Source organism: Actinomadura roseirufa (assembly GCF_900659635.1).
Lineage (GTDB): Bacteria > Actinomycetota > Actinomycetes > Streptosporangiales > Streptosporangiaceae > Spirillospora > Spirillospora roseirufa.
Window position 1 is genome coordinate 1 of sequence record NZ_CAACVB010000090.1, and the last position, 18,001, is coordinate 18,001.

At 68.7% G+C, this 18,001-nt stretch carries 19 protein-coding genes and 1 tRNA gene; 12 read left to right on the forward strand and 8 right to left on the reverse strand.

Features of this window, described 5'->3' with window-relative positions:
- The coding region (locus tag E1291_RS19890; RefSeq protein WP_370771003.1) for a GntR family transcriptional regulator at positions 1-372 on the reverse strand (372 nt) is incomplete at its 3' end.
- Between the two features lie 70 nt (positions 373-442).
- Between E1291_RS19890 and E1291_RS19895 the strand changes: the two genes are divergently transcribed.
- The 5 genes from E1291_RS19895 to E1291_RS19915 all read left to right on the forward strand — a co-directional run bounded on the left by E1291_RS19895 (position 443) and on the right by E1291_RS19915 (position 5,150).
- Positions 443-1,099, forward strand: coding sequence for a pyridoxamine 5'-phosphate oxidase family protein (locus E1291_RS19895; RefSeq protein ID WP_131739338.1), 657 nt, complete (start codon positions 443-445; stop codon positions 1,097-1,099).
- A gap of 53 nt (positions 1,100-1,152) precedes the next feature.
- The gene (gene orn, locus E1291_RS19900; protein WP_131739339.1) at positions 1,153-1,746 is read left to right on the forward strand and encodes an oligoribonuclease; all 594 of its coding nucleotides are present in this window, start codon (positions 1,153-1,155) and stop codon (positions 1,744-1,746) included.
- A 55-nt stretch (positions 1,747-1,801) separates the two neighbouring features.
- Positions 1,802-1,877: transfer RNA gene (locus E1291_RS19905), tRNA-His, on the forward strand.
- 415 nt (positions 1,878-2,292) lie between these two features.
- On the forward strand, positions 2,293-3,492 hold the full coding sequence (locus E1291_RS44670; protein WP_131739340.1) for an isopeptide-forming domain-containing fimbrial protein: 1,200 nt from the start codon (positions 2,293-2,295) through the stop codon (positions 3,490-3,492).
- Positions 3,493-4,343: 851 nt separating this feature from the next.
- A complete protein-coding gene (locus E1291_RS19915) occupies positions 4,344-5,150 on the forward strand; it encodes a methyltransferase domain-containing protein (protein WP_131739341.1) in 807 nt (268 codons plus the stop codon).
- 766 nt (positions 5,151-5,916) lie between these two features.
- Here the strand turns inward: E1291_RS19915 and E1291_RS19920 are convergent.
- The gene (locus E1291_RS19920; RefSeq protein ID WP_131739342.1) at positions 5,917-6,651 is read right to left on the reverse strand and encodes a GntR family transcriptional regulator; all 735 of its coding nucleotides are present in this window, start codon (positions 6,649-6,651) and stop codon (positions 5,917-5,919) included.
- A 162-nt stretch (positions 6,652-6,813) separates the two neighbouring features.
- Between E1291_RS19920 and E1291_RS19925 the strand changes: the two genes are divergently transcribed.
- From E1291_RS19925 to galE, 4 genes are read left to right on the forward strand one after another with little or no spacing between them, the layout of a single operon-like run.
- The gene (locus E1291_RS19925) at positions 6,814-7,797 is read left to right on the forward strand and encodes an SDR family NAD(P)-dependent oxidoreductase (RefSeq protein WP_131739343.1); all 984 of its coding nucleotides are present in this window, start codon (positions 6,814-6,816) and stop codon (positions 7,795-7,797) included.
- Positions 7,798-7,800: 3 nt separating this feature from the next.
- Positions 7,801-8,085, forward strand: a complete 285-nt coding sequence (locus E1291_RS19930) for a MoaD/ThiS family protein (protein WP_131739344.1) — start codon at positions 7,801-7,803, stop codon at positions 8,083-8,085.
- A 45-nt stretch (positions 8,086-8,130) separates the two neighbouring features.
- Positions 8,131-8,997, forward strand: a complete 867-nt coding sequence (locus E1291_RS19935) for a formylglycine-generating enzyme family protein (protein WP_131739345.1) — start codon at positions 8,131-8,133, stop codon at positions 8,995-8,997.
- Positions 8,998-9,044: 47 nt separating this feature from the next.
- Positions 9,045-10,049, forward strand: a complete 1,005-nt coding sequence (gene galE, locus E1291_RS19940) for a UDP-glucose 4-epimerase GalE (RefSeq protein ID WP_131739346.1) — start codon at positions 9,045-9,047, stop codon at positions 10,047-10,049.
- 690 nt (positions 10,050-10,739) lie between these two features.
- On the opposite strand, the gene E1291_RS19945 is transcribed toward galE, so the two are convergent.
- The 5 genes from E1291_RS19945 to E1291_RS19960 form a co-directional block, all read right to left on the reverse strand.
- Positions 10,740-11,057 (reverse strand): hypothetical protein, encoded by a 318-nt coding sequence (locus E1291_RS19945; RefSeq protein WP_131739347.1) that lies wholly within the window; start codon positions 11,055-11,057, stop codon positions 10,740-10,742.
- Entirely contained in the window at positions 11,050-11,391 is a 342-nt protein-coding gene (locus E1291_RS19950) for a hypothetical protein (protein ID WP_131739348.1), read from the reverse strand. Before E1291_RS19950 ends, E1291_RS19945 begins: the two co-directional genes overlap by 8 nt.
- Positions 11,388-11,516 (reverse strand): hypothetical protein, encoded by a 129-nt coding sequence (locus E1291_RS44675; protein WP_278045273.1) that lies wholly within the window; start codon positions 11,514-11,516, stop codon positions 11,388-11,390. Before E1291_RS44675 ends, E1291_RS19950 begins: the two co-directional genes overlap by 4 nt.
- Entirely contained in the window at positions 11,513-11,788 is a 276-nt protein-coding gene (locus E1291_RS19955; protein WP_131739349.1) for a hypothetical protein, read from the reverse strand. Before E1291_RS19955 ends, E1291_RS44675 begins: the two co-directional genes overlap by 4 nt.
- 63 nt (positions 11,789-11,851) lie before the next feature.
- Positions 11,852-12,076 (reverse strand): hypothetical protein, encoded by a 225-nt coding sequence (locus tag E1291_RS19960; protein WP_131739350.1) that lies wholly within the window; start codon positions 12,074-12,076, stop codon positions 11,852-11,854.
- 197 nt (positions 12,077-12,273) lie between these two features.
- Here E1291_RS19960 and E1291_RS19965 point away from each other — a divergent pair, with 197 nt between their 5' ends.
- The 3 genes from E1291_RS19965 (at position 12,274) to E1291_RS19975 (ending at position 17,012) form a co-directional block, all read left to right on the forward strand.
- A complete protein-coding gene (locus E1291_RS19965) occupies positions 12,274-13,500 on the forward strand; it encodes a helix-turn-helix domain-containing protein (protein ID WP_131739351.1) in 1,227 nt (408 codons plus the stop codon).
- Positions 13,497-14,606 (forward strand): methyltransferase domain-containing protein, encoded by a 1,110-nt coding sequence (locus E1291_RS19970; RefSeq protein ID WP_165495200.1) that lies wholly within the window; start codon positions 13,497-13,499, stop codon positions 14,604-14,606. Before E1291_RS19965 ends, E1291_RS19970 begins: the two co-directional genes overlap by 4 nt.
- A gap of 1,341 nt (positions 14,607-15,947) precedes the next feature.
- The gene (locus tag E1291_RS19975) at positions 15,948-17,012 is read left to right on the forward strand and encodes a beta family protein (protein ID WP_131739353.1); all 1,065 of its coding nucleotides are present in this window, start codon (positions 15,948-15,950) and stop codon (positions 17,010-17,012) included.
- Here the strand turns inward: E1291_RS19975 and E1291_RS19980 are convergent.
- Positions 16,978-17,574, reverse strand: a complete 597-nt coding sequence (locus E1291_RS19980) for a sce7726 family protein (protein WP_131739354.1) — start codon at positions 17,572-17,574, stop codon at positions 16,978-16,980. The genes E1291_RS19975 and E1291_RS19980 overlap by 35 nt on opposite strands.
- Positions 17,575-18,001 lie beyond the last annotated feature (427 nt).

Sequence of the window (18,001 nt, forward strand, 5' to 3'; positions counted from 1 at the left end):
CGTGTCCAGCCCCCCGGCCCAGGCGAGACCCGGCCGCAGGTCGATCGTCCCCGGCGGCGCCTCCGCCCGTCCCGGCGCCGCCCGCCCGGCCGGACGCTCCCGCCGCGCCGGGTCGGCCGCCACCCCGTCGGTCACGTACGTCCCCGAGCCGTGCCGCCCCTCCAGCCACCCCTCCGCGTACAGCTGCTCGTACGCCTCGGTGACCACCGTCCGGCTGACGCCGAGCAGCGCCGCCAGCGAGCGGCTGCCGGGCAGCCGCTCCCCCTCCGCCAGCCGCCCCTCCCGCATCGCGGCCCGCAACTGCGCGACGAGCTGGGCGTTCATCGGCTCGCCCGCCGAACGATCAACGGCGAGCGGAAGATCGATCAACACGACTGGTCTCCGGCCATCGACACGGAGTGGCCCTACCGACCAGGCCACTTACCTCCTAGCGTAAAGGCACATGAGCACACTCTCCGCCACCGCCCGCACACGCCTGACACGTCACCCGGAACGCTCCGGCACCGACCGCTCCGTCCTGCACGCGATCCTCGACGACGGCATGATCTGCCACCTCGGCGTCCTCGTGGACGGCACGCCCCGCGTGATCCCCACCGGGTACGGCCGCGCGGGCGACACCCTCTACGTCCACGGCTCCAGCGGCGCGACCAGCATGATGACGGGCCCCGCCCGGGACGTCTGCGTCACCGTCACCCACATCGACGGCATCGTCCTCGCCCGCTCCCTGTTCTCCCATTCGATCAACTACCGCAGCGCCATGATCTACGGGACCCCCCGCACCGTGGACGACCCCGAAGAGAAGCTCGAGGGCCTGCGCCTCATCGTCGAGCAGTTCGCTCCAGGCCAGTGGGACGCGGCACGCCGCCCCACCCGCAAGGAGCTCGCCGCCACCACCGTCCTCGCGGTCTCCCTGGACGAGGCGTCCGTCAAGGTCAGAGAGGGAGGCCCCGCCGACGAGGAGGAGGACTACGCCCTCGACATCTGGGCCGGCGTGCTCCCCGTCCGCCAGGAGTTCGGTGCCCCCTACCCCGATCCGGCGCTGCGCCCCGGCATCCCCGTCCCCGCGCACATCGCCGCCCGGACCGCTCCCACCTCGTAATTCGATCGAACTCGATGCCCCGCGCAGTCGTTCATGGTCGTAGGGTGAAACCCATGAACGAGCGGCTCTGCTGGATCGACTGTGAAATGACCGGCCTCGACCTGCGCACCGACGCGCTCATCGAGATAGCCGCTCTGGTGACCGACAGCGAGCTCACGATCCTGGACGAGGGCGTCGACGTGGTGATCAAACCTCCGCCCGAGTCGGTCGCGCAGATGTCCAAGGTCGTCCGCGACATGCACACCACGTCCGGCCTGCTCGAAGCCCTTCCCGGCGGCGTCACCCTCACCGAGGCCGAGGACATCGTCCTCAACTACGTCCGCTCGCACATCAAGGACCCCAAGAAGGCCCCCTTGTGCGGCAACTCCATCGCCACCGACCGCTCGTTCCTCGCCCGGGACATGCCCTCCCTCGACGGCCACCTCCACTACCGCATGGTGGACGTCTCGTCCATCAAGGAACTGGCCCGCCGCTGGTACCCGCGCGTCTACTTCGCCAGCCCGGAGAAGAAGGGCGGCCACCGCGCCCTGGCGGACATCACCGAGAGCATCCAGGAGCTCCGCTACTACCGCGCCGCCGTCTTCGTCGCCCAGCCCGGCCCCGACTCCGAGACCGCCCGCTCCCTCGCCGCCGGAATCACCGGCTGACCCATCCCCCGGGAACCGCTACACTACTGGGGAGCCGGGAGCGATTCCGGCCACGGTGGGTGTAGCTCAGCTGGCAGAGCACTTGGTTGTGGTCCAAGATGTCGGGGGTTCAAGTCCCCTCACTCACCCCACACGAAAGCCCTGGTCATCGAGAAGATGACCAGGGCTTCTCCGTATCCCGCGCCAGGCCCTCGCTCTCGGATGTCCGATTCTGGGGGCAATCCGGGAGCGATCTTGCCTAGGGACGCCACCCGCGAGGGCGCGTGCATCCCACATGACCGGTCGCCACGTACGGGTGCGGTCTGCGCCCGCCAGGCGTGGGAATTCATTGCCGGAGAACGGTGACGTCGTGAATCGCGCGACCGTACGTTACTCTATGTGATGACAATTAACGCTAAGTGGTACTCACTGGCTGCGGGGGTCACGACAGCCGCGGCTCTGGCACTCGTACCGGTCGTGGCGCATGCGCAGCCGGACAGCCGGACGTTCGGCTACACCGGTGCCCCGGAGACATTCACGGTTCCGGAAGGAGTGTGCGCGCTGACCGTGGACGCCTTCGGGGCCGCGGGCGGCGACGCGGTTTCCGGGTCTCCCGGCGGGCGAGGCGGTGAAGTCAGGGCCACTGTTCCGGTCAAGCCCGGGGACACGCTGACGATCGACGTCGGCGGCGCGGGCACCGGCGGAGTCCTCCAACCGTCCGAGCCCGCGCGAGGCGGCTACGGCGGCGGCGGCCAGCCCGGCGCCTACCGCGATGACCACCGCCCTGGGAACGGCACCGTCGGAGGCGGCGGGGGCGGCGCGACAACCGTGAGCGTCGCCCTGGAGCCGCTCATCATCGCCGGCGGCGGAGGCGGGGGCGCGGGCAGCTTTGCCGGCGGAACGGCGGGCCAGGGCGGCGACGGCGGCCAGACCGGTACCAACGGAGCCAGTCCGGCCGAACCCGGCGCAGGTGGCGGCGGCACCTCCGGCGGCAACGGCGGTGCGGGCGGCGCGGCCGGGCAACCCGCCTTTGCGGGCGATCAACCCGGCCTTCCCGGCGGCAACGCGGTGGGACGAAATGGCGGAGACGGCGCGGTCAACCTCGCGGACCCGCACATGGGAACGGGCGGCGGGGGCGGCGGGGGCGCACACGGCGGCGGCGCCGGCGGTTCCTCCACGACAGGCACCCTGTACGCGGGAGGTGGCGGAGGAGGGTCAAGCCTCGGCCCCGCTGAAGCCACCTACAACACGGGTGTCCGCGAGGGCAACGGCGAGGTGACCCTCACCTACGACACCGACTCATGCGGGGTCACCCCCACACCCACAGTCACACCGACCGAGCCAACTCCCACACCGACCGAGACCACACCGGTGCCGTGTCCGAACGACAAGCTCAAAGTGGAAAAGAGCGCCGACCAGGCCAAGGTGCCCGTCGGGGGCAAGGTGCACTACCGCATCCGCGTCACCAACACCTGCGCCGGCGTCTTCCACCAGGCCACCTTCACGGACGACCTGTCCGACGTGCTCGACAACGGCTTCCTCGAGGGACCGATCAAGGCCACCACCGGCACCACCCGCCTTACGGACCACACCCTTATCTGGACGGGCGACCTGCAACCCGGGCAGACGGCTGAGATCACCTACACCGTGATCGCTCGCACACCCGGACTGCTGCGCAACAGCCTTACCTGGCACTGCAAGGCACCCGAGACCCGATGGGACTGCACCGCCAAAACCGAAACCAAGGTCCACAAAACACACCACTGACGACACAAGGGGCCCCAGGAACATCCTGGGGCCCCTTCCCATTGCCTCACTCCCTCTCAGCGGCGAGCACGCCGAGATTCCAGCAAGTCGGCGGGGAAAGGCGTGGCGGCGAAGCACGACAGCAGCCGCATCAGAGTCCTCGCCTCGCGGTGCCCCTGAGCGCCGAGCAGGTCGAGCGTCAGTTCCCAGTGCGGCCGATCAGTCGGCGGTGCAGCCGTTCCACCTGGCTGTCACCGCCGCCTCTGCGGGCCGACCTCCGCGGACGCCCTGGTCGAGGGAAATCCTGCACGCTGCACTTCAATGGCCAATCACCGCGCCGGTGTTCCCGGTGGTGCTCCGACCAGCGTATTCCGACCGCACCTAGGGATTGCCTACAACAACCGCCGACCCACGGGGCTCCTGATCGAAATCATCGCAGCCCAGCGAGAAATACCTTTGTTGAATGTCGACATCGGGACGGTCGAGTTGGTCGAACTCTACCGCGAGAAGTCCACCTACCGGTGGGACGTACTATTTCAACTCCCCATAAGGTGAGCCCTGCGCACCGCGCCCATCTGCCGGCCGCAAACTCCATGAAACGATCTTCGCATTCCTGTGGACAACCTACATCGCATGGAGTCGGATAGACGCAGACACACTGACCGCGCAGGTTGTGCTTCGGCCATACAGACCCTCCGCCCACGTAAGCCCGGTCAGTAGCGAGCCAACCCGAAGCAAGAGCCAAAGATGGGCAAACACGGCAAGCCGGTGAAATGCGGGATGTGCAAGGGCAGCGGGAAGATGGAGATATCGGACGACGGGAAGATCCGCAAGATCCCCTGCTCGGGATGCGGCGGCTCTGGGAGCCAGGGATGAACCCCGCCGAAGCCTTGCGTCGAGTGCCGCGCGAGAACTTCATCCCCGACCTGATCTGGGTAAGGCGCGATGACGGCTGGGCGGTCCCGCTCAGGCGCGCCGACGACCCGGAACGATGGCTGGAGATGGTCCGCGACGGCGACTCGATCACCACACAGGTGGACGACGGGGCGACCGAAAAGGGCACCTGGCCGACCAGCTCGGCCAGCGCCCTGCACATCGTGACGACCATGCTGGAGACGCTGAAGGTCGAACCCGGCGTGAAGGTGCTGGAGATCGGCGCAGGCACCGGCTACAACGCGGCGTTGCTGGCCGAGCTGGCGGGGCCGTCCAACGTCACCACCATCGAGATCGACCCGGACGTCGCCGAGCAGGCCCGCGCAGCGCTCGCCCGGTCCGGCTATGGAGTAAAGGTGGTGACGGGCGACGGCACGCACGGCCACGCCGATGGCGCACCCTACGACCGGGTGATCGCCACGGCCGCGGTCTACGAACTGCCGTACACGTGGGTGGAGCAGACGCGTCCGGGAGGGTTCATCCTCGCGCCGTGGGGACCCACCGTCCACCCCGACGAACCCCTGGCCCTGCTACGGGTGAGCGAGGGTGGAACGGCCGAGGGCCGGTTCACCTGCCCCGGATGGTTCATGCCCATGCGGGGACAGCGAGTAGCGCAGCAGGTCCGGCACGAGACCCGCGAGACATGGGAGAAGCAAGGCAAACCCGCGCTGTCACGCTTCGGCATTACCGTCACCAACCACGGCACCCGGATCTGGCTCGACTCGCCCGACAACCCCATCGGCTGAATGGCGCACCGTACGCGCCGACCTCGGCCGCGGGGAGCCGCCGCCGACCACCCAAGACCCTACGTCACCCAAGCCGACCAAGCCGAGGACATGGCTCGCACCGCCCACGGCGCCGCGTGCCGCGCCAGCGCCGTCACCATCGCGGCCGTCGCCCCAATGAGCATCGAGCGGCCATTTTCTTTCTTGTGATCCACGATGTCGGAGGTTCGAGTCCCCTCACTCACCCCACACGAAAAACGCTGGTCATCGCACAGATGACAAGGGCTTCTCCGCGTCCAGCACCAGACTCCCCCATGCACGACGCTTCCGGATGACCCGACGACCACCGACGATGCTCAGCGCGCTCGGGCTCACCTACGTCCTCCTGAACGCGAGGGCATCTAACCCTTAGAAGTCCAGCTCTGCCAACAGGCGGGACGCCCATCCGGCCAGGAGAGGCTGTTCCTGCTGACCGAAACCCTCGCAGGGGCAATGAGTACCACCGCCCCCACTAGAGGAAGCCGACATGTTGCGAACTCGTAGGGACGAGGAGCACCTTATTCGGTCTACATCGAGGCCGAAAGCGAAGCGTGGCGAACCCTCGTAGGGGCGATGAGCCGCGCCTCAGGGTAAAGCCGCAGGTTATCCGCGACTTGGGGGCTGTGATGGCGGCCGGTTCTTCAGCGACCCTCCGGTTGTGCAGCATACCCTGGGGTCCCGCCGAAACGGGGAGAGGTGGGACGGGACTTGACGCCGACCATCAGCCATTCATTCCGTTCCCCAGTGGTCAGGACCGAGTGATGGCGTAGTCGATCTGGAACCTTTCGGCGTCCATGCGTGTGTCGTTGACTTCTACGACCCGCCCGGCGGGATTGGTGGTGGTTCGGGTGATCCGCAGCACTGGGACTCCAAGGGCGAGCTTCAGTAGCTCGGCCTCGTCCGGGGTGGGCATCCGGGCCGAGAGAGCCTCTACCCATTGCAGTGGCCCGTGCCCCATTTCTTCCAGGCGATCGTAGATGCCGCCGGGGCCGGTGTCGGCCTCGGCGAGCACGGTGCCATGGGTGAGGTCTTCGGGGAGGTAGCTGGTGGCGAGTTGGGTGACCTGGCCGGTGGCCGGATCACCGATCACCCGGTCACGGATCAGCACTTGCGCGCCCGCCGCGACGCCGAGCACCGCGGCGACGTCGAAGGGTGCAGGTCCCCATGACACCGTCGGCGTGCGCAGCGCCCGCCAAGGCTGGGCGACCGGGTCGAAGTAGTAGCCGATCTCGTCGCGGAGCACCGTCCGCGAGCGAGTGATCCGCTGTCGCGGCGGACGACGGCGTACCACGGTGCCGCGGCGCCGGACCGCGTCAACCAGCCCTTCGGCGGTCAGTTGCCCAATCGCCTGGCGGACGGTGATACGGCTGGCCCGGTAAGTCGCCATCAGGTCCACGATCTTGGGGAGTGTGGCCCCGGGCGGGTAGTCGCCGCGGACGATCGCCGCCCTGAGCTCGTCGGCTATTTCCTTCCAGCGTGGCACCGGCGCCTCTTCTCCTCGCTATATCTGCGTCTCCCACAGGTTATGACCTATTGACAGGGGTCTTCAAAGTGGACGCGGGCCACTCCATGCTTCGAATAGGTCATAACCTATCGGGCCGTGTGCGCCGGACGTCGGCGTCCGCGGGTCCTTCGGAGGAACCCCATGAGCAGGGAGCATGTCCCAGAGCATGTCCTGGAGCACGTCCTGGTGACCGGCGGTGCCGGTTTCATCGGGAGTCATCTGTGCCATGCACTACTGGAGCGCGGCGCCCGAGTCACCGCTGTCGACAACCTGTCGGCAGGTCGGCCCGACGCGCTGGAGGAGCTGGACCGGCACGACCGGTTCACGCTCGTCGAGCACGATGTGACCGTGCCGCTGGAATGGGCCGGGCCGCTGACGGCGGTGGTGCACCTGGCGAGCCCCGTCGGCCCGGCACGGATCAGCGAGCGTCCGGTGGCGACCCTGCTGGCCGGTTCGGCAGGAACGGTCAACGCGCTGGAGATCGCTCGCCGCCGGGACGTGCGGATCGTCCTCGCTTCCTCCTCCGAGGTCTACGGCGACCCGGCTGTACAGCCGCAGAGCGAGAGCTACTGGGGCAACGTCGATCCGGTCGGGCCGCTGTCGGGTTACACCGAGGGCAAACGGTTCCTTGAGGCGATGGCCACCGCCTACCGCCACGAGTACGGGGTGAACACTGGCATCGTCCGGCCGTTCAACGTCTACGGGCCCGGCGCGCTGCCGGGCGACCGGCGCGTGGTACCCACGTTCGTCACCGCGGCCCTGGCAGGCCGCGCACTCACCCTGGCCGGCGGCGGGCAGGCGGTCCGCAGCCTGGTCTACGTCGCCGACTTCGTGGCCGGACTGATCGCGATGCTGGAGTCCGACGAGTCCGGACCAATCAACCTGGGCTCCGCCGCTCCGGTCACCATCGCCGAACTAGCGGAACTCGTGGTGCGCACGGCGGGTTCGGGGACGGTGCAGATCATCGCGGGCCGGACAGGTGAGGCCGCCGCACGCTGCCCTGACGTTTCCAAGGCCGCCCGTGTGCTGGGCTGGGAGGCCACGACCCCGCTTGAGCAGGGCTTAGCGTGGACGGTGGAGTCGATGCGTCAAGCCGCCGCACGGACCGCCGTAGCGGCGGTGTGACCGATGGCAGCCACCGTGTGGATCATCGTCCCACCCGCCTGGCGGGCACTGCTGAACGACGCCGATCCTGGGTCGCTGCGCTGCCAGGCCGCGACCGTGCGGGCCGCCCTGGAGTGGCTGATCGCCGCCCACCCGGCGCTGGCGCCGCGGCTGTTGCAGGACGGCCGACTGCCGAGATGGACCAACATCTTCCTCGGCGAGGAGAACATCCGTGACCTAGGCGGGCTGGGCACCACGCTACGGGACGGCGCGACCTTGACCGTGCTCCCGGCGATGGCGGGCGGCTGAGGCGTGGGTCGGTTGGCCGTACCAGGCCCCGGCGGGCACGGTGCGATGATCGCCGTGCCCGCCGGCACCGCTTGGATAGGGACCCCAGAGGCGTCCTTGGACGCACTAGCCGGGCAGCAGCAGTACCCGCGTTCCTGGTTCGAGGACGAGTCCCCGCAGCATCCGGTCGAGCTCGCGGCGTTCTGGATCGACGTGCACCCCGTGACCAACGCCGCCTTCACCGCGTTCACCGCCGCCACCGGGTACCGGACAGCGGCTGAGACCCGTGGTTTCGGCCTGGTCTACGGGGCCGGTTACTGGCAGGAGACACCGGGGGCGTGCTGGCGGCACCCTGGCGGCGCGGGCGACCGGATCGACGGCCGCATGGACCACCCAGTCGTCCACGTCACTCACATCGACGCGCGCGCGTACGCGGCCTGGGCCGGACTGCGTCTGCCCACTGAGGCCGAATGGGAGTACGTCGCGCACGGCCCCACCTGGCGGCCGTGGCCATGGGGCACCGGCTTCGATGCCTGCCGCGCCAACGGTGCCGAGTACGGAGCGGTCCGCCCCGTCAGGAACCTGGAAGACTGGCGGGGCTGGTGGGCCCGGCATTTCGACGAACACGGCACCGTCCCGGCCACCACGCCGGTCACGGCGTTCTCTCCCCAGGGCGATTCACCGTTCGGCGTGACCGACATGGCCGGGAACGTCGCCGAATGGACCGCCACAAGCTACCGCCTGTACGACCCGCGCCGCCGCTACGACCCGCTCTACCACGCCGCCGCCGGCCGCTATATGGTCGTGCGCGGCGGAGGCTGGATGCACCTGCGCCATCAGATGCGCACCAGCGAGCGGGTCGCCGTCGACCCCGCCTACGCCAACCACGCCACCGGATTCCGCTGTGCCGCCGACACGCCCCGCACTGCTTAGGGTGATAGCCGGACGGCGGCCGGTCGCCGCCCCTACGCTCCTGCCACATGAAGGTTCTGATCTCCGGGGGCGCCGGATACATCGGTTCCACCATCGCCTCGGCCTGCCTGGACGCCGGAATCACTCCGGTGATCCTGGACAACCTGGTGACCGGCCGCCGTGAGTTCACCACCGGCCGGGCCTTTTACCCAGGCGACATCACTGACGCCGCACTGGTCGACCAGATCTTCGCCGACCACACCGACATCACCGCGGTGGTGCACTGCGCGGCGCTGATCGTCGTCCCCGACTCGGTCGCCGACCCGATCGGTTACTACCGTGCCAACGTCACCAAATCCCTGGAGTTCGTCGGCCATCTGCTGCGCAACGGCTGCGGCAGGATGATCTTCTCCTCCTCGGCGTCGATCTACCGGCCCGACGGCGACGACTTCACCGTCGACGAGGACTCACCGCTGGCCCCCCAGAGCCCTTACGCGCGCACCAAGGCGGTGTGCGAGGGCATGTTCGCCGACATCGCCGCCACCCAGCCGATCCGGATCCTCTCCCTGCGGTACTTCAACCCGATCGGTGCCGACCCAAAGATGCGCACCGGGCTGCAGCTTGCCCGCCCGTCCCACGCACTGGGAAAGATGATCGAGGCGTGGGAAGATCGCCGTCCATTCGCCATCACCGGGACCGGCTGGCCCACCCGCGACGGGTCGGGCATCCGCGACTACATCCACGTCCAGGACCTCGCCGCCGCGCACCTCGCAGCCCTCACTCGCTTCGATGCGCTGCTGCCCGAATCGGCGTCCTCGACCGCCATCAATCTCGGGACGGGGACCGGGGTCACCGTCCGCGAACTGCTCGCGGCCTTCAACGAGGTCGTCGACACTCCGATCACGGCGGTCGACACCGAACCGCGCCCCGGCGACGTCGCCGGCGCCTATACCCGGAGCGTCCGCGCCACACGCCTCCTTGACTGGGCACCCCGGTACTCCCTCGCCGAAGGCATCGCCCACTCCCTGGAATGGGCCGCCCAGCGCGACCAAGTTCTCAGCGCGACAGACTGAAACGGCACCTGGCTGGACTACCGGGCTCGGCCGGCTCCGCAAAGGCTTCGCCCAGGCGCGCGGATCGCCTGGCCCGGCGCGAATCGTCCAGGCCGGTGATCGGACGGTGCTGACATCGGCATCGCGGCCGAGGCCAGGGAGGTGTGGGTCTGGCGGAAGAGCGACCAGCAGGGCGGTGAGCACGGGCCAAGATTTGCGGGTGCCGATCTCGACGAGGTGTGCGATGGATACGTCCGCGCCGCTTACGGTACCGGCAGCTCCCAGGACCTCGCCGGCGGGTCCGGCGCGGGTGACGTCGAGAGCTCGATGACGGTGTGGTCGTGTTGGACAAGCACGGCCACGAGACGCCTGGAAGTACCGCACCGAGCGCGGCCGACGCACGTTGCGAACCCTTGTAGGGACGATGAGGACGTTGTCATAGGGGACGCGCTGTACGGCGTGGCGTCGTTGCGAACCCTTGGGGGCACGACGGCATTGGTGTACGCCTGCTCGACCAGGCGCGGAGTGCCCGCCGGGTCTAGTAGGTCGTCCAGTTCCTCCAGCAGGCCAGCCACCCGCTGCCCGTCGGGCACTGCAGCACCCCTTCGGACGTGGTGGGCCGGGACCTCGGGTGCGCGCCTTCAACCCGAGGTCCCAGTGCCTTGGGCCGCGGCCCCGGTGCCCCGCGCCGGACCTCCGGGGCCGCGGTGTTCAGCGGGCGGACAGGCCGAGTACCCGCCCGATGATCTCGGCGGCCTGCTCGGCGGTCGTGCTGATCTGCTCGCCGTGGTCGGGTTCGCCGTACCAGAAGTACGCCGCGGGCAGGGGACGCCACAGGACGTAGCGGGGTCCGGCGCCGGAGCGGATCAGGTACAGGACGCTCCCGCCGCCCGGTCGGGTGGCGTAGACGCCGGAGAACCGCCGGGTCAGCAGGGCCGCCAGCTCGTCGAGGCGCTCGGGCGGTGAAGCGGACGCGGGGGGCTCTGCCGCCTTACCCGTCCCCCCGCGTCCACGCTCGGACTCACTCATCGGGACCGCCCTGCGGCGTCGGCGCGCCGAGCGTCGTCGCCACGGTCAAGGCCGCGTCGACGATGTGGTTCGCCTCCGCGATCGGCTCACCCCACGAGTGAAAGAACCACAACCGGGCGCCGTCGTCCTCACGCGGCTTGCACGTGACCGTGTCCGCCCGGCGCGGGACGTCGTCGCAGCACCCCGGCGCCTTCGGGTTGATCACGATCAGTTTGCGCCGCTGGAGGACGGTCTCCAGCCCGTAGGCGTGAAGCCGCGACATCAATGCCCCGAGCCGCGCGTAGGCGTCCGGGTGCTCAGGCTCCGGCAGCGCGTCCGCGTCCTGCGCCTTCATGACTCCCCGCCCGCGTCCTCGGCGTCAAAGCTCTGCGCCTCAAGCAGCAACGCGCGGAGCAGGCGGTCGTAGACCCTGGCCACGGTGAGACGCCCGTCGAACAGCTCACCGGCGACGCCACTCATCCTCGACCCCCGAACGGCCGCGTGATCACGACAGCCGCCCGCACCGGGTCACCCACCGGCACCAGGTCCTCGCCCCCGGCCGACCGGTACATCCCCTCCGCGACGACCACGTCCACGCCCTGCCACGGCGGGTTCGAGTTCGTCAGGCAGAGGACGAGCAGGCCACCCGGCCGAAGCTCCAACTCCGCGCCCCACTCACGCTTGACCACCTCGTCTCGCAGCTCGAACAGGTCTTCGTTTTCCTCTTTGGGCAATTGCTGTAGCTTGCCCATAGCCGGACCTCACTTCCGGTTAGGCCCCGGGCCCCCGGCGCGGACACGCCGGGCCGGGGTCGCCTACTGTTCTCCCCCGGAAACCTCACGCAACAGCTCGGCGAGCTCTCGCACCGACGCGGCACGTAGTCGTGTGGGCTCAGCGGTGTCGCCAGGCACCCGCTCGGCGATCCAGTCGCCGTGCCGGCCCGTCGGTACCAACTCTCGCCAGATGTCCCATTCGCCCGCGAATTCGCATTGCAGCAGTTCTGCCTGCGAAGGGTGCGGGCTCTCCGCTCTTGTGTTCATCTCCGGCTCCCTGACTACTGGGATTGCCCGAGACGCTACGTAGCGTCAACACCGTGTGACAGGGATGGAACAGGGCCGTTTCGGCACCGTCGCCAGGAAGGGATATGGAGCGTAGCCCTTTGAAGCGGAGCCATGACGCAACGAGGCATCGCGCTTTAGCCTGAGGTCGTCTGGACGCTCAGGAAGGAGCAGGGCCCATGCACGAAGCCGGCATCTCCGACCGGGTCAGAGAACTGCGGACCCGGCGGGGCCTGACGCAGGAGGAACTCGCCGAACGGGCGGGCCTCAGCCTCGCCGTGGTCAAGAAGCTGGAGCAGGGCGGCACCTGCCGCATGGAGACCTACCACCAACTCGCCCGCGCCCTCGGGGTCACGACGGTCTGGTTCGTCTCCGCCGGTTCCCCCGAGCCGACCGAAGCGAACGTCGACGATGTCGTCCTGGCCGACATCCGCTCGGCGATCAACCCCCCGGTCGGGTTCACCGGCAAGCCGCTGTACGGCACCGCCGACGCCGAGCACCCCGACCTGGCCATGCTGGCCCGTGCCGTCCAGTCCGTGGCAGCGAAATACCAAGCCGACCAGTACGACGACCTCGCCGCGATCGTGCCCGCCCTCGTCCGGTCCGCGCACCACCACGTGGACGTCTACGACAACGGCGACCAGCGCCGCGAAGCGCTCCGCCTCCGCGCCGACCTGACCGGAGTGGCCGGACGCTACCTCATCCAGATCCGCGCACACGACCTGGCGCTGATCGCTCTGCACACCTCTCTGCGGGACGCGCTGGAGATCGGCGACCTCCCCTTGGCCTCCGCAGCCGTCAGCTCACAAGCCTGGGCCATGCTCCGCCAAGGGCGACTGGAGGAGGTGGAGCGGTTGTGCGTCGAGACGGCGGACCAGGTCGAACCCCGCATGTCCAAGGCCACAGCAGACGAGCTGTCCGCTTGGGGGTACCTGCTGTTGAAAGCTTCGGCCGCCGCGTCCCGTAACAATCGCGCCCCCGAAGCCCTCGAGTACGCGCGGACGGCGGCGACCGCAGGTGCGCGGCTCGGTCACCAGCACGAGGACCTTGCCGGACACAGGAACTTCGGGCCGCTCAACTCGATACTGATCATGGCCGAGATCGAGGTTTTGGACAACCATCCGGACAAAGCCCTCCGAATCGCCAAGGAATTGCCTCGCGGCGTTGGGACGATCAAAACCAGCACCTGGAACCGGCACCGGCTGGATGTAGCGCGTGCTCGGGTTCGCACGGGCGACGCCAGCAAGGCCACCGACATCATGACGGGCCTCCGGGTTCGGCACGGCGAATGGCTCCGGTACCAGCAGTACGGCCGGGACATCACGCGGGAGATCCTGGGGTCGCGGCCGAGGATGCCGTCCCGCGAGATGCTCGACCTCGCCGATTTCATGGGCGTGGAGCAGTGACCGAGCCCGACCTCCAGGACGAGGCCGACTGGAAACGGTTACTGGAGGAGGTGCCGCGCCACCTGTTCATCCCGGACATCGCCGTGGTGGGGCCGATCATGGACGACCCGGCCTCGTGGATCGACCGCGAGCAGGATCCCGCTCGGTGGTGGAAGGTGGTGCACAGCGACACCGCGATCGGCACCCAGCTCGATGACGGGACCATCAACCTGACCGGCAAGACCAGCGTCGACCCGGGGGCCATGCCCACCAGTTCATGCTCCGCCCCGCTCCTGGTCGCCGCAATGCTGGACCTGCTGGACGCCCACCCGGAGGATCGGGTGCTGGAGATCGGCACCGGCACGGGCTGGACGGCCGCGCTGCTCGCCGAACGCGTCGGACAGGACAACGTCGTCACCGTCGAGATCGACGCCGCCGTCGCCGCCCGCGCGGCCGCCAACCTCAAGGCAGCCGGCTACGCCCCCCACGTCATCGTCGGAGACGGCACCCTGGGGTGGAGGCAGGGCGCACCCTATGACCGGGTTCACGTCACAGTCGGTGTTGCCGACATCCCCTACACATGGGTGGAGCAGACCCAGCCCGGAGGGGTGCTCGTCCTGCCCTGGATGCCCGGGTGGAAGTCGGGCTATCTGCTGAGACTCACCGTCGACGACGACGGGACCGCCTCCGGGCCGATCGGTGAATCGTGCGGCTTCATGCTTCTTCGCGGCCAGCGTCCGCCGCTCCGGCCGATCGACGACGATGACCGCGTCTCACGCGCCACGGTGGCGCCCCGGGAGATGGCCGATGCCGGAGAGGGCTTCGCCGTCGCGGTCGCCGGGTTGCTGCCCGGCGTGCGCGGAACAGGGGTCGACAACGCCGATGGTTCCTTCCGGATGGCACTGCGTCACGGTGACTCCCACGCCCTGGCCACGCACCGGCCCGCCGAACAAGACGCCGAAGTCTCGCAATCGGGCCCCCGCAACCTGTGGGACGAGCTCGTGGCCGCCTACCTGCGCTGGAACGACTGGGGCCGCCCTCCACGAGACCAGTTCGGCATCACCGTCACCAGCAAAGGCGCTCACATGTGGCTAGGACACCCGGATACTCCTGTGGAGGATCTTTGACGATGGGCAAGCACGCCAAGCCGACCAAATGCTCAATGTGCGACGGGTCGGGCAAGGTGACCTACAACGTCGACAACAAGATCGAGGAACGCCCCTGCTCGGGATGTCGCGGCACTGGACGGGTCTGAGCCCGGGCCCATCCGTTCGCCCCGCAAGCCGTCCAACACGTCCTCGGCGTCCGTCCTCCACGAAAGGGCGGGCGCCAGTCGCATTCCCAGCGGGGCTGCCCCCCGCCGTTCCAAAAGCCCCCGAAGCCTCTCCGAAGGTCGAGCCCCACGGCCCAAATACCCCGGGTGACGGTGAGCCGCCGAGCCGCTCCGATTTACCCGACAGCCATGGCACTCGCCGATGACTCGGTGATCACCGGCGAGTGGGTCGGGTGCCGCGCTGACGATGCTCGGCGCGCTCGGCATCACCTACACGGTCTCAATGCGAAGTTCTCCGGCCCGGTAGCCTCTCGTCTGTCGGCGGGTGGGGAAGCCCGTCCGGCCAGGCGGCTCCGTCCTCCCCGCAGGAGGCCGGAGCCGTTTTTGCTGCTCAGAACCCCCTCATAGGGCCAATGAGAGCCACACCGGTGCGGCCTTCTCGCTACCGACGCTCGCTCTGTTACGAACCCTCTCTAGGGGCGATGAGGACGCGAGCACGGCTATACCGGTCCGGTTTTGTCAATGTTGCGAGCCCTCATTAGGGGCAATGAGGACGCCACGGTAAAACTGCCGGTCATTTGCAGCTTGGGGGCTGTGGTGGGAGCCGGTTTTTCAGCGACCCTCCGGTTGTGCAGCATACCCCGGGGTCCCGTTGAAATGGCGAGAGGCAGGGCGCGGCTTCGTGCCGTCCGCAAGCCATTCGTCCCGGCGTGGTGCCAGTGCCGTCAGCGCTTTTGCGTTACGCGTGCACATTGCCCAGTTCGTCAGCGGATGCAGACCGCCCCGACGCACAACGCCGCCAGCTCGGACATCTCCCCCGGCGGCTTCCCCGTTTGGACGCCGGTCTGCACCCCCGACGCCCGGCGGGCCGGCGGGGGTGCCACGGTCGGCCGGTGCATAGGTGGCGTCCCGGATGCGGGTGTGGACGGGCCCGGTTGCAGTCGGTCGCGTCCAGCAGCAGTTCGGCGCTGAGGTTGTCACCCATGGGCGGGGGCGGATGACGAAAGCGGTGTTCGCCCTGCCCCGGCCCTCCGGACCTTGCCTCGGTCTCGACAGCCGATCAGGTAAGGCCGGAATATCCGGTCGAGTGAGACTTTGACCTGAATCTTTGACTGGAGATCGCTATCGGGGTAGATGGTGGATTGACGGAGCGGTAAGCCGGGGGCTAGGTGGCGGGGAGGCGCTGATACGTCCGATGACGGCCTATGTCCCGATCTTGAAAGCCAAGCTGGGTGAGTCCGACGCCCTACGGAACCTGGCAAGCCCGTCCGTCCAGATGCGACCGCTGCTGGAGGTGACTCCTCAGGAACCCAAAGAGAATGACACCGCCGATGACGCGGCCAGGAAGTTCACCGCGCGCCTGGAGAAATTCGCCAGGATGTTGCGCGACGAATTGCCCGAGGACGTGGTGTGCGCGATCGACACCGCGCTGGTTGATGGCGCCGTCCCCGCTCAGCAGGTATGGCAGCCCATTCTTGGCGTGTTCACCGAGGTCCTGATTTCGCGGCCAGTGCGTCCGGTCGTGCGGCTCACCGATTCTCCGCAACGCTTGACTCAAGCCCGCGAGGTCGTCTCCCAATTCCAGGACGGCGCGTGCCTGCGCCTGGAACCGGTCACCTGGGACTTGGCCATCAGGGAGGCCACTGCCGCCCTTGACGCCGTGCTGACCGTCCTGGACCAGTCCCCTCAGCACATCGATCTGGTGATCGATCTGTGGACGATCAAGGACGACACCGACGTCCAGCACGCCTGTACGGCCGCCCTGGCGTGGCTTGCGTGGGCCGACACCAATCCCTGGCGATCTGTGGCGGTGGCCAGTAGCGCGTTCCCCAAGGACTTGACCGGCGTGCCCTTGGACGCGGTGACGCCGCTTCCGCGTCGGGATGCCGACCTGTGGCGGCAGGTCCGTCACCACTGGGAGGGGCAGCCGGTGGACTTCGGTGACTATGCGATCGCCCATCCCGCCCTGGGCCAAGGGTTTCGGGGATTCCCCAACCTTCGCTATACCACCGACTCCCAGTGGCAGGTCTGGCGGCAAAGAACTCCCGGAGGTCTCGGCAACCGGCGGTTCTGCATCATCTGCCAGGACGTGGTCGCTTCCGAGTACTGGACGGGGGAACACTGCTGGGGCGATGCGCAGATCGCCTTGCGAGCCCAGGACTCTTCCAATCCGGGAGGCCCGGCCAACTGGCGGGCGTTCGGGACGTCCCGGCATCTGGCCGTGGTCACTGACCGCCTGGCCAGGTTCGGCGAGCCCTGAGCTGAGCGCACACCAACCGCCGCAACTCCGGCAGCGGCACCACCGCGGCCAGCCGTTCCCACACCAGCCAGCGGCGCTCCCGCTGCACCCCCTTGTGCTGGTCGCGGGCACGCAGGATCGCCAGTGCCTCGTCCCTCCACAGCAGTTGCGCGACCGCGAACGGTTCCTGTCCGGTGTTGACTCCGGCAGCGCGGACTTCGCTCAGCTCCACCGTCCCCGCTTCTTCCCGGTCAGCGGGGACTGCACGTACCAGGCCCCACCATTCGGGAACCAGGACGGCGGCGTGGGCCAGGTACCGGTCGGTGGTGACCAGCGTGACCCGGTCCAGGACCCGCCCGTAGTCGGCGGCCTGCCCGGCCAGCCGCTCCAGGGTGTCCTGATCGCTTTTGATCTCGAACCCGGCCAGGTCACCGTTGATCACTGCGAGGTCCACCCGCCGCGCTCCGGAGCACAGCCCCATCTCGTGCCGGATCACCGTGTCCGCATCGTCCCGGTGGCGGTCCTCAAGCAGCGTGAGCAGGGACTGTCGTAGCTGACGTTCTCCCAGCCGGAGGTCACCCATCGGGCTTCCCCCTTTCCGGCCGGCCCGCGACGTGCGGGACGAATGTCAGCAAGTGACCTCAGATCCTGGCGCAGGCGCCCGGGAGGCGTCCAGCGACGCGCGCCGGGGCGGGCGAACCCGACCGTCATGGGCCCGGCTGTTACAGGACGGCCTCCCCCTCGGGCCACTTAGTGGTGTCGTCGTCGCGCAGCCACGTGTCGCCGGGGTGGTCGGGAGCGATCGCGGCTCAGCAGGCGCCGGGGTGGTGCAAGTCGGGCAGACCTGGCCGTCCTGGACGAACCGGCGGGCGAACAGGACGAAGTCGTCCAGCCGTTCCCAGGACGGATGGGGTAACGGGCCCTGACTGATGACGCGGACGGTGCGGCGCCGTCGACAGCCTGGGCGGTGGAGCGAGAGGTCCGCGTCCTCATACGAAAAGCCCTGGTCA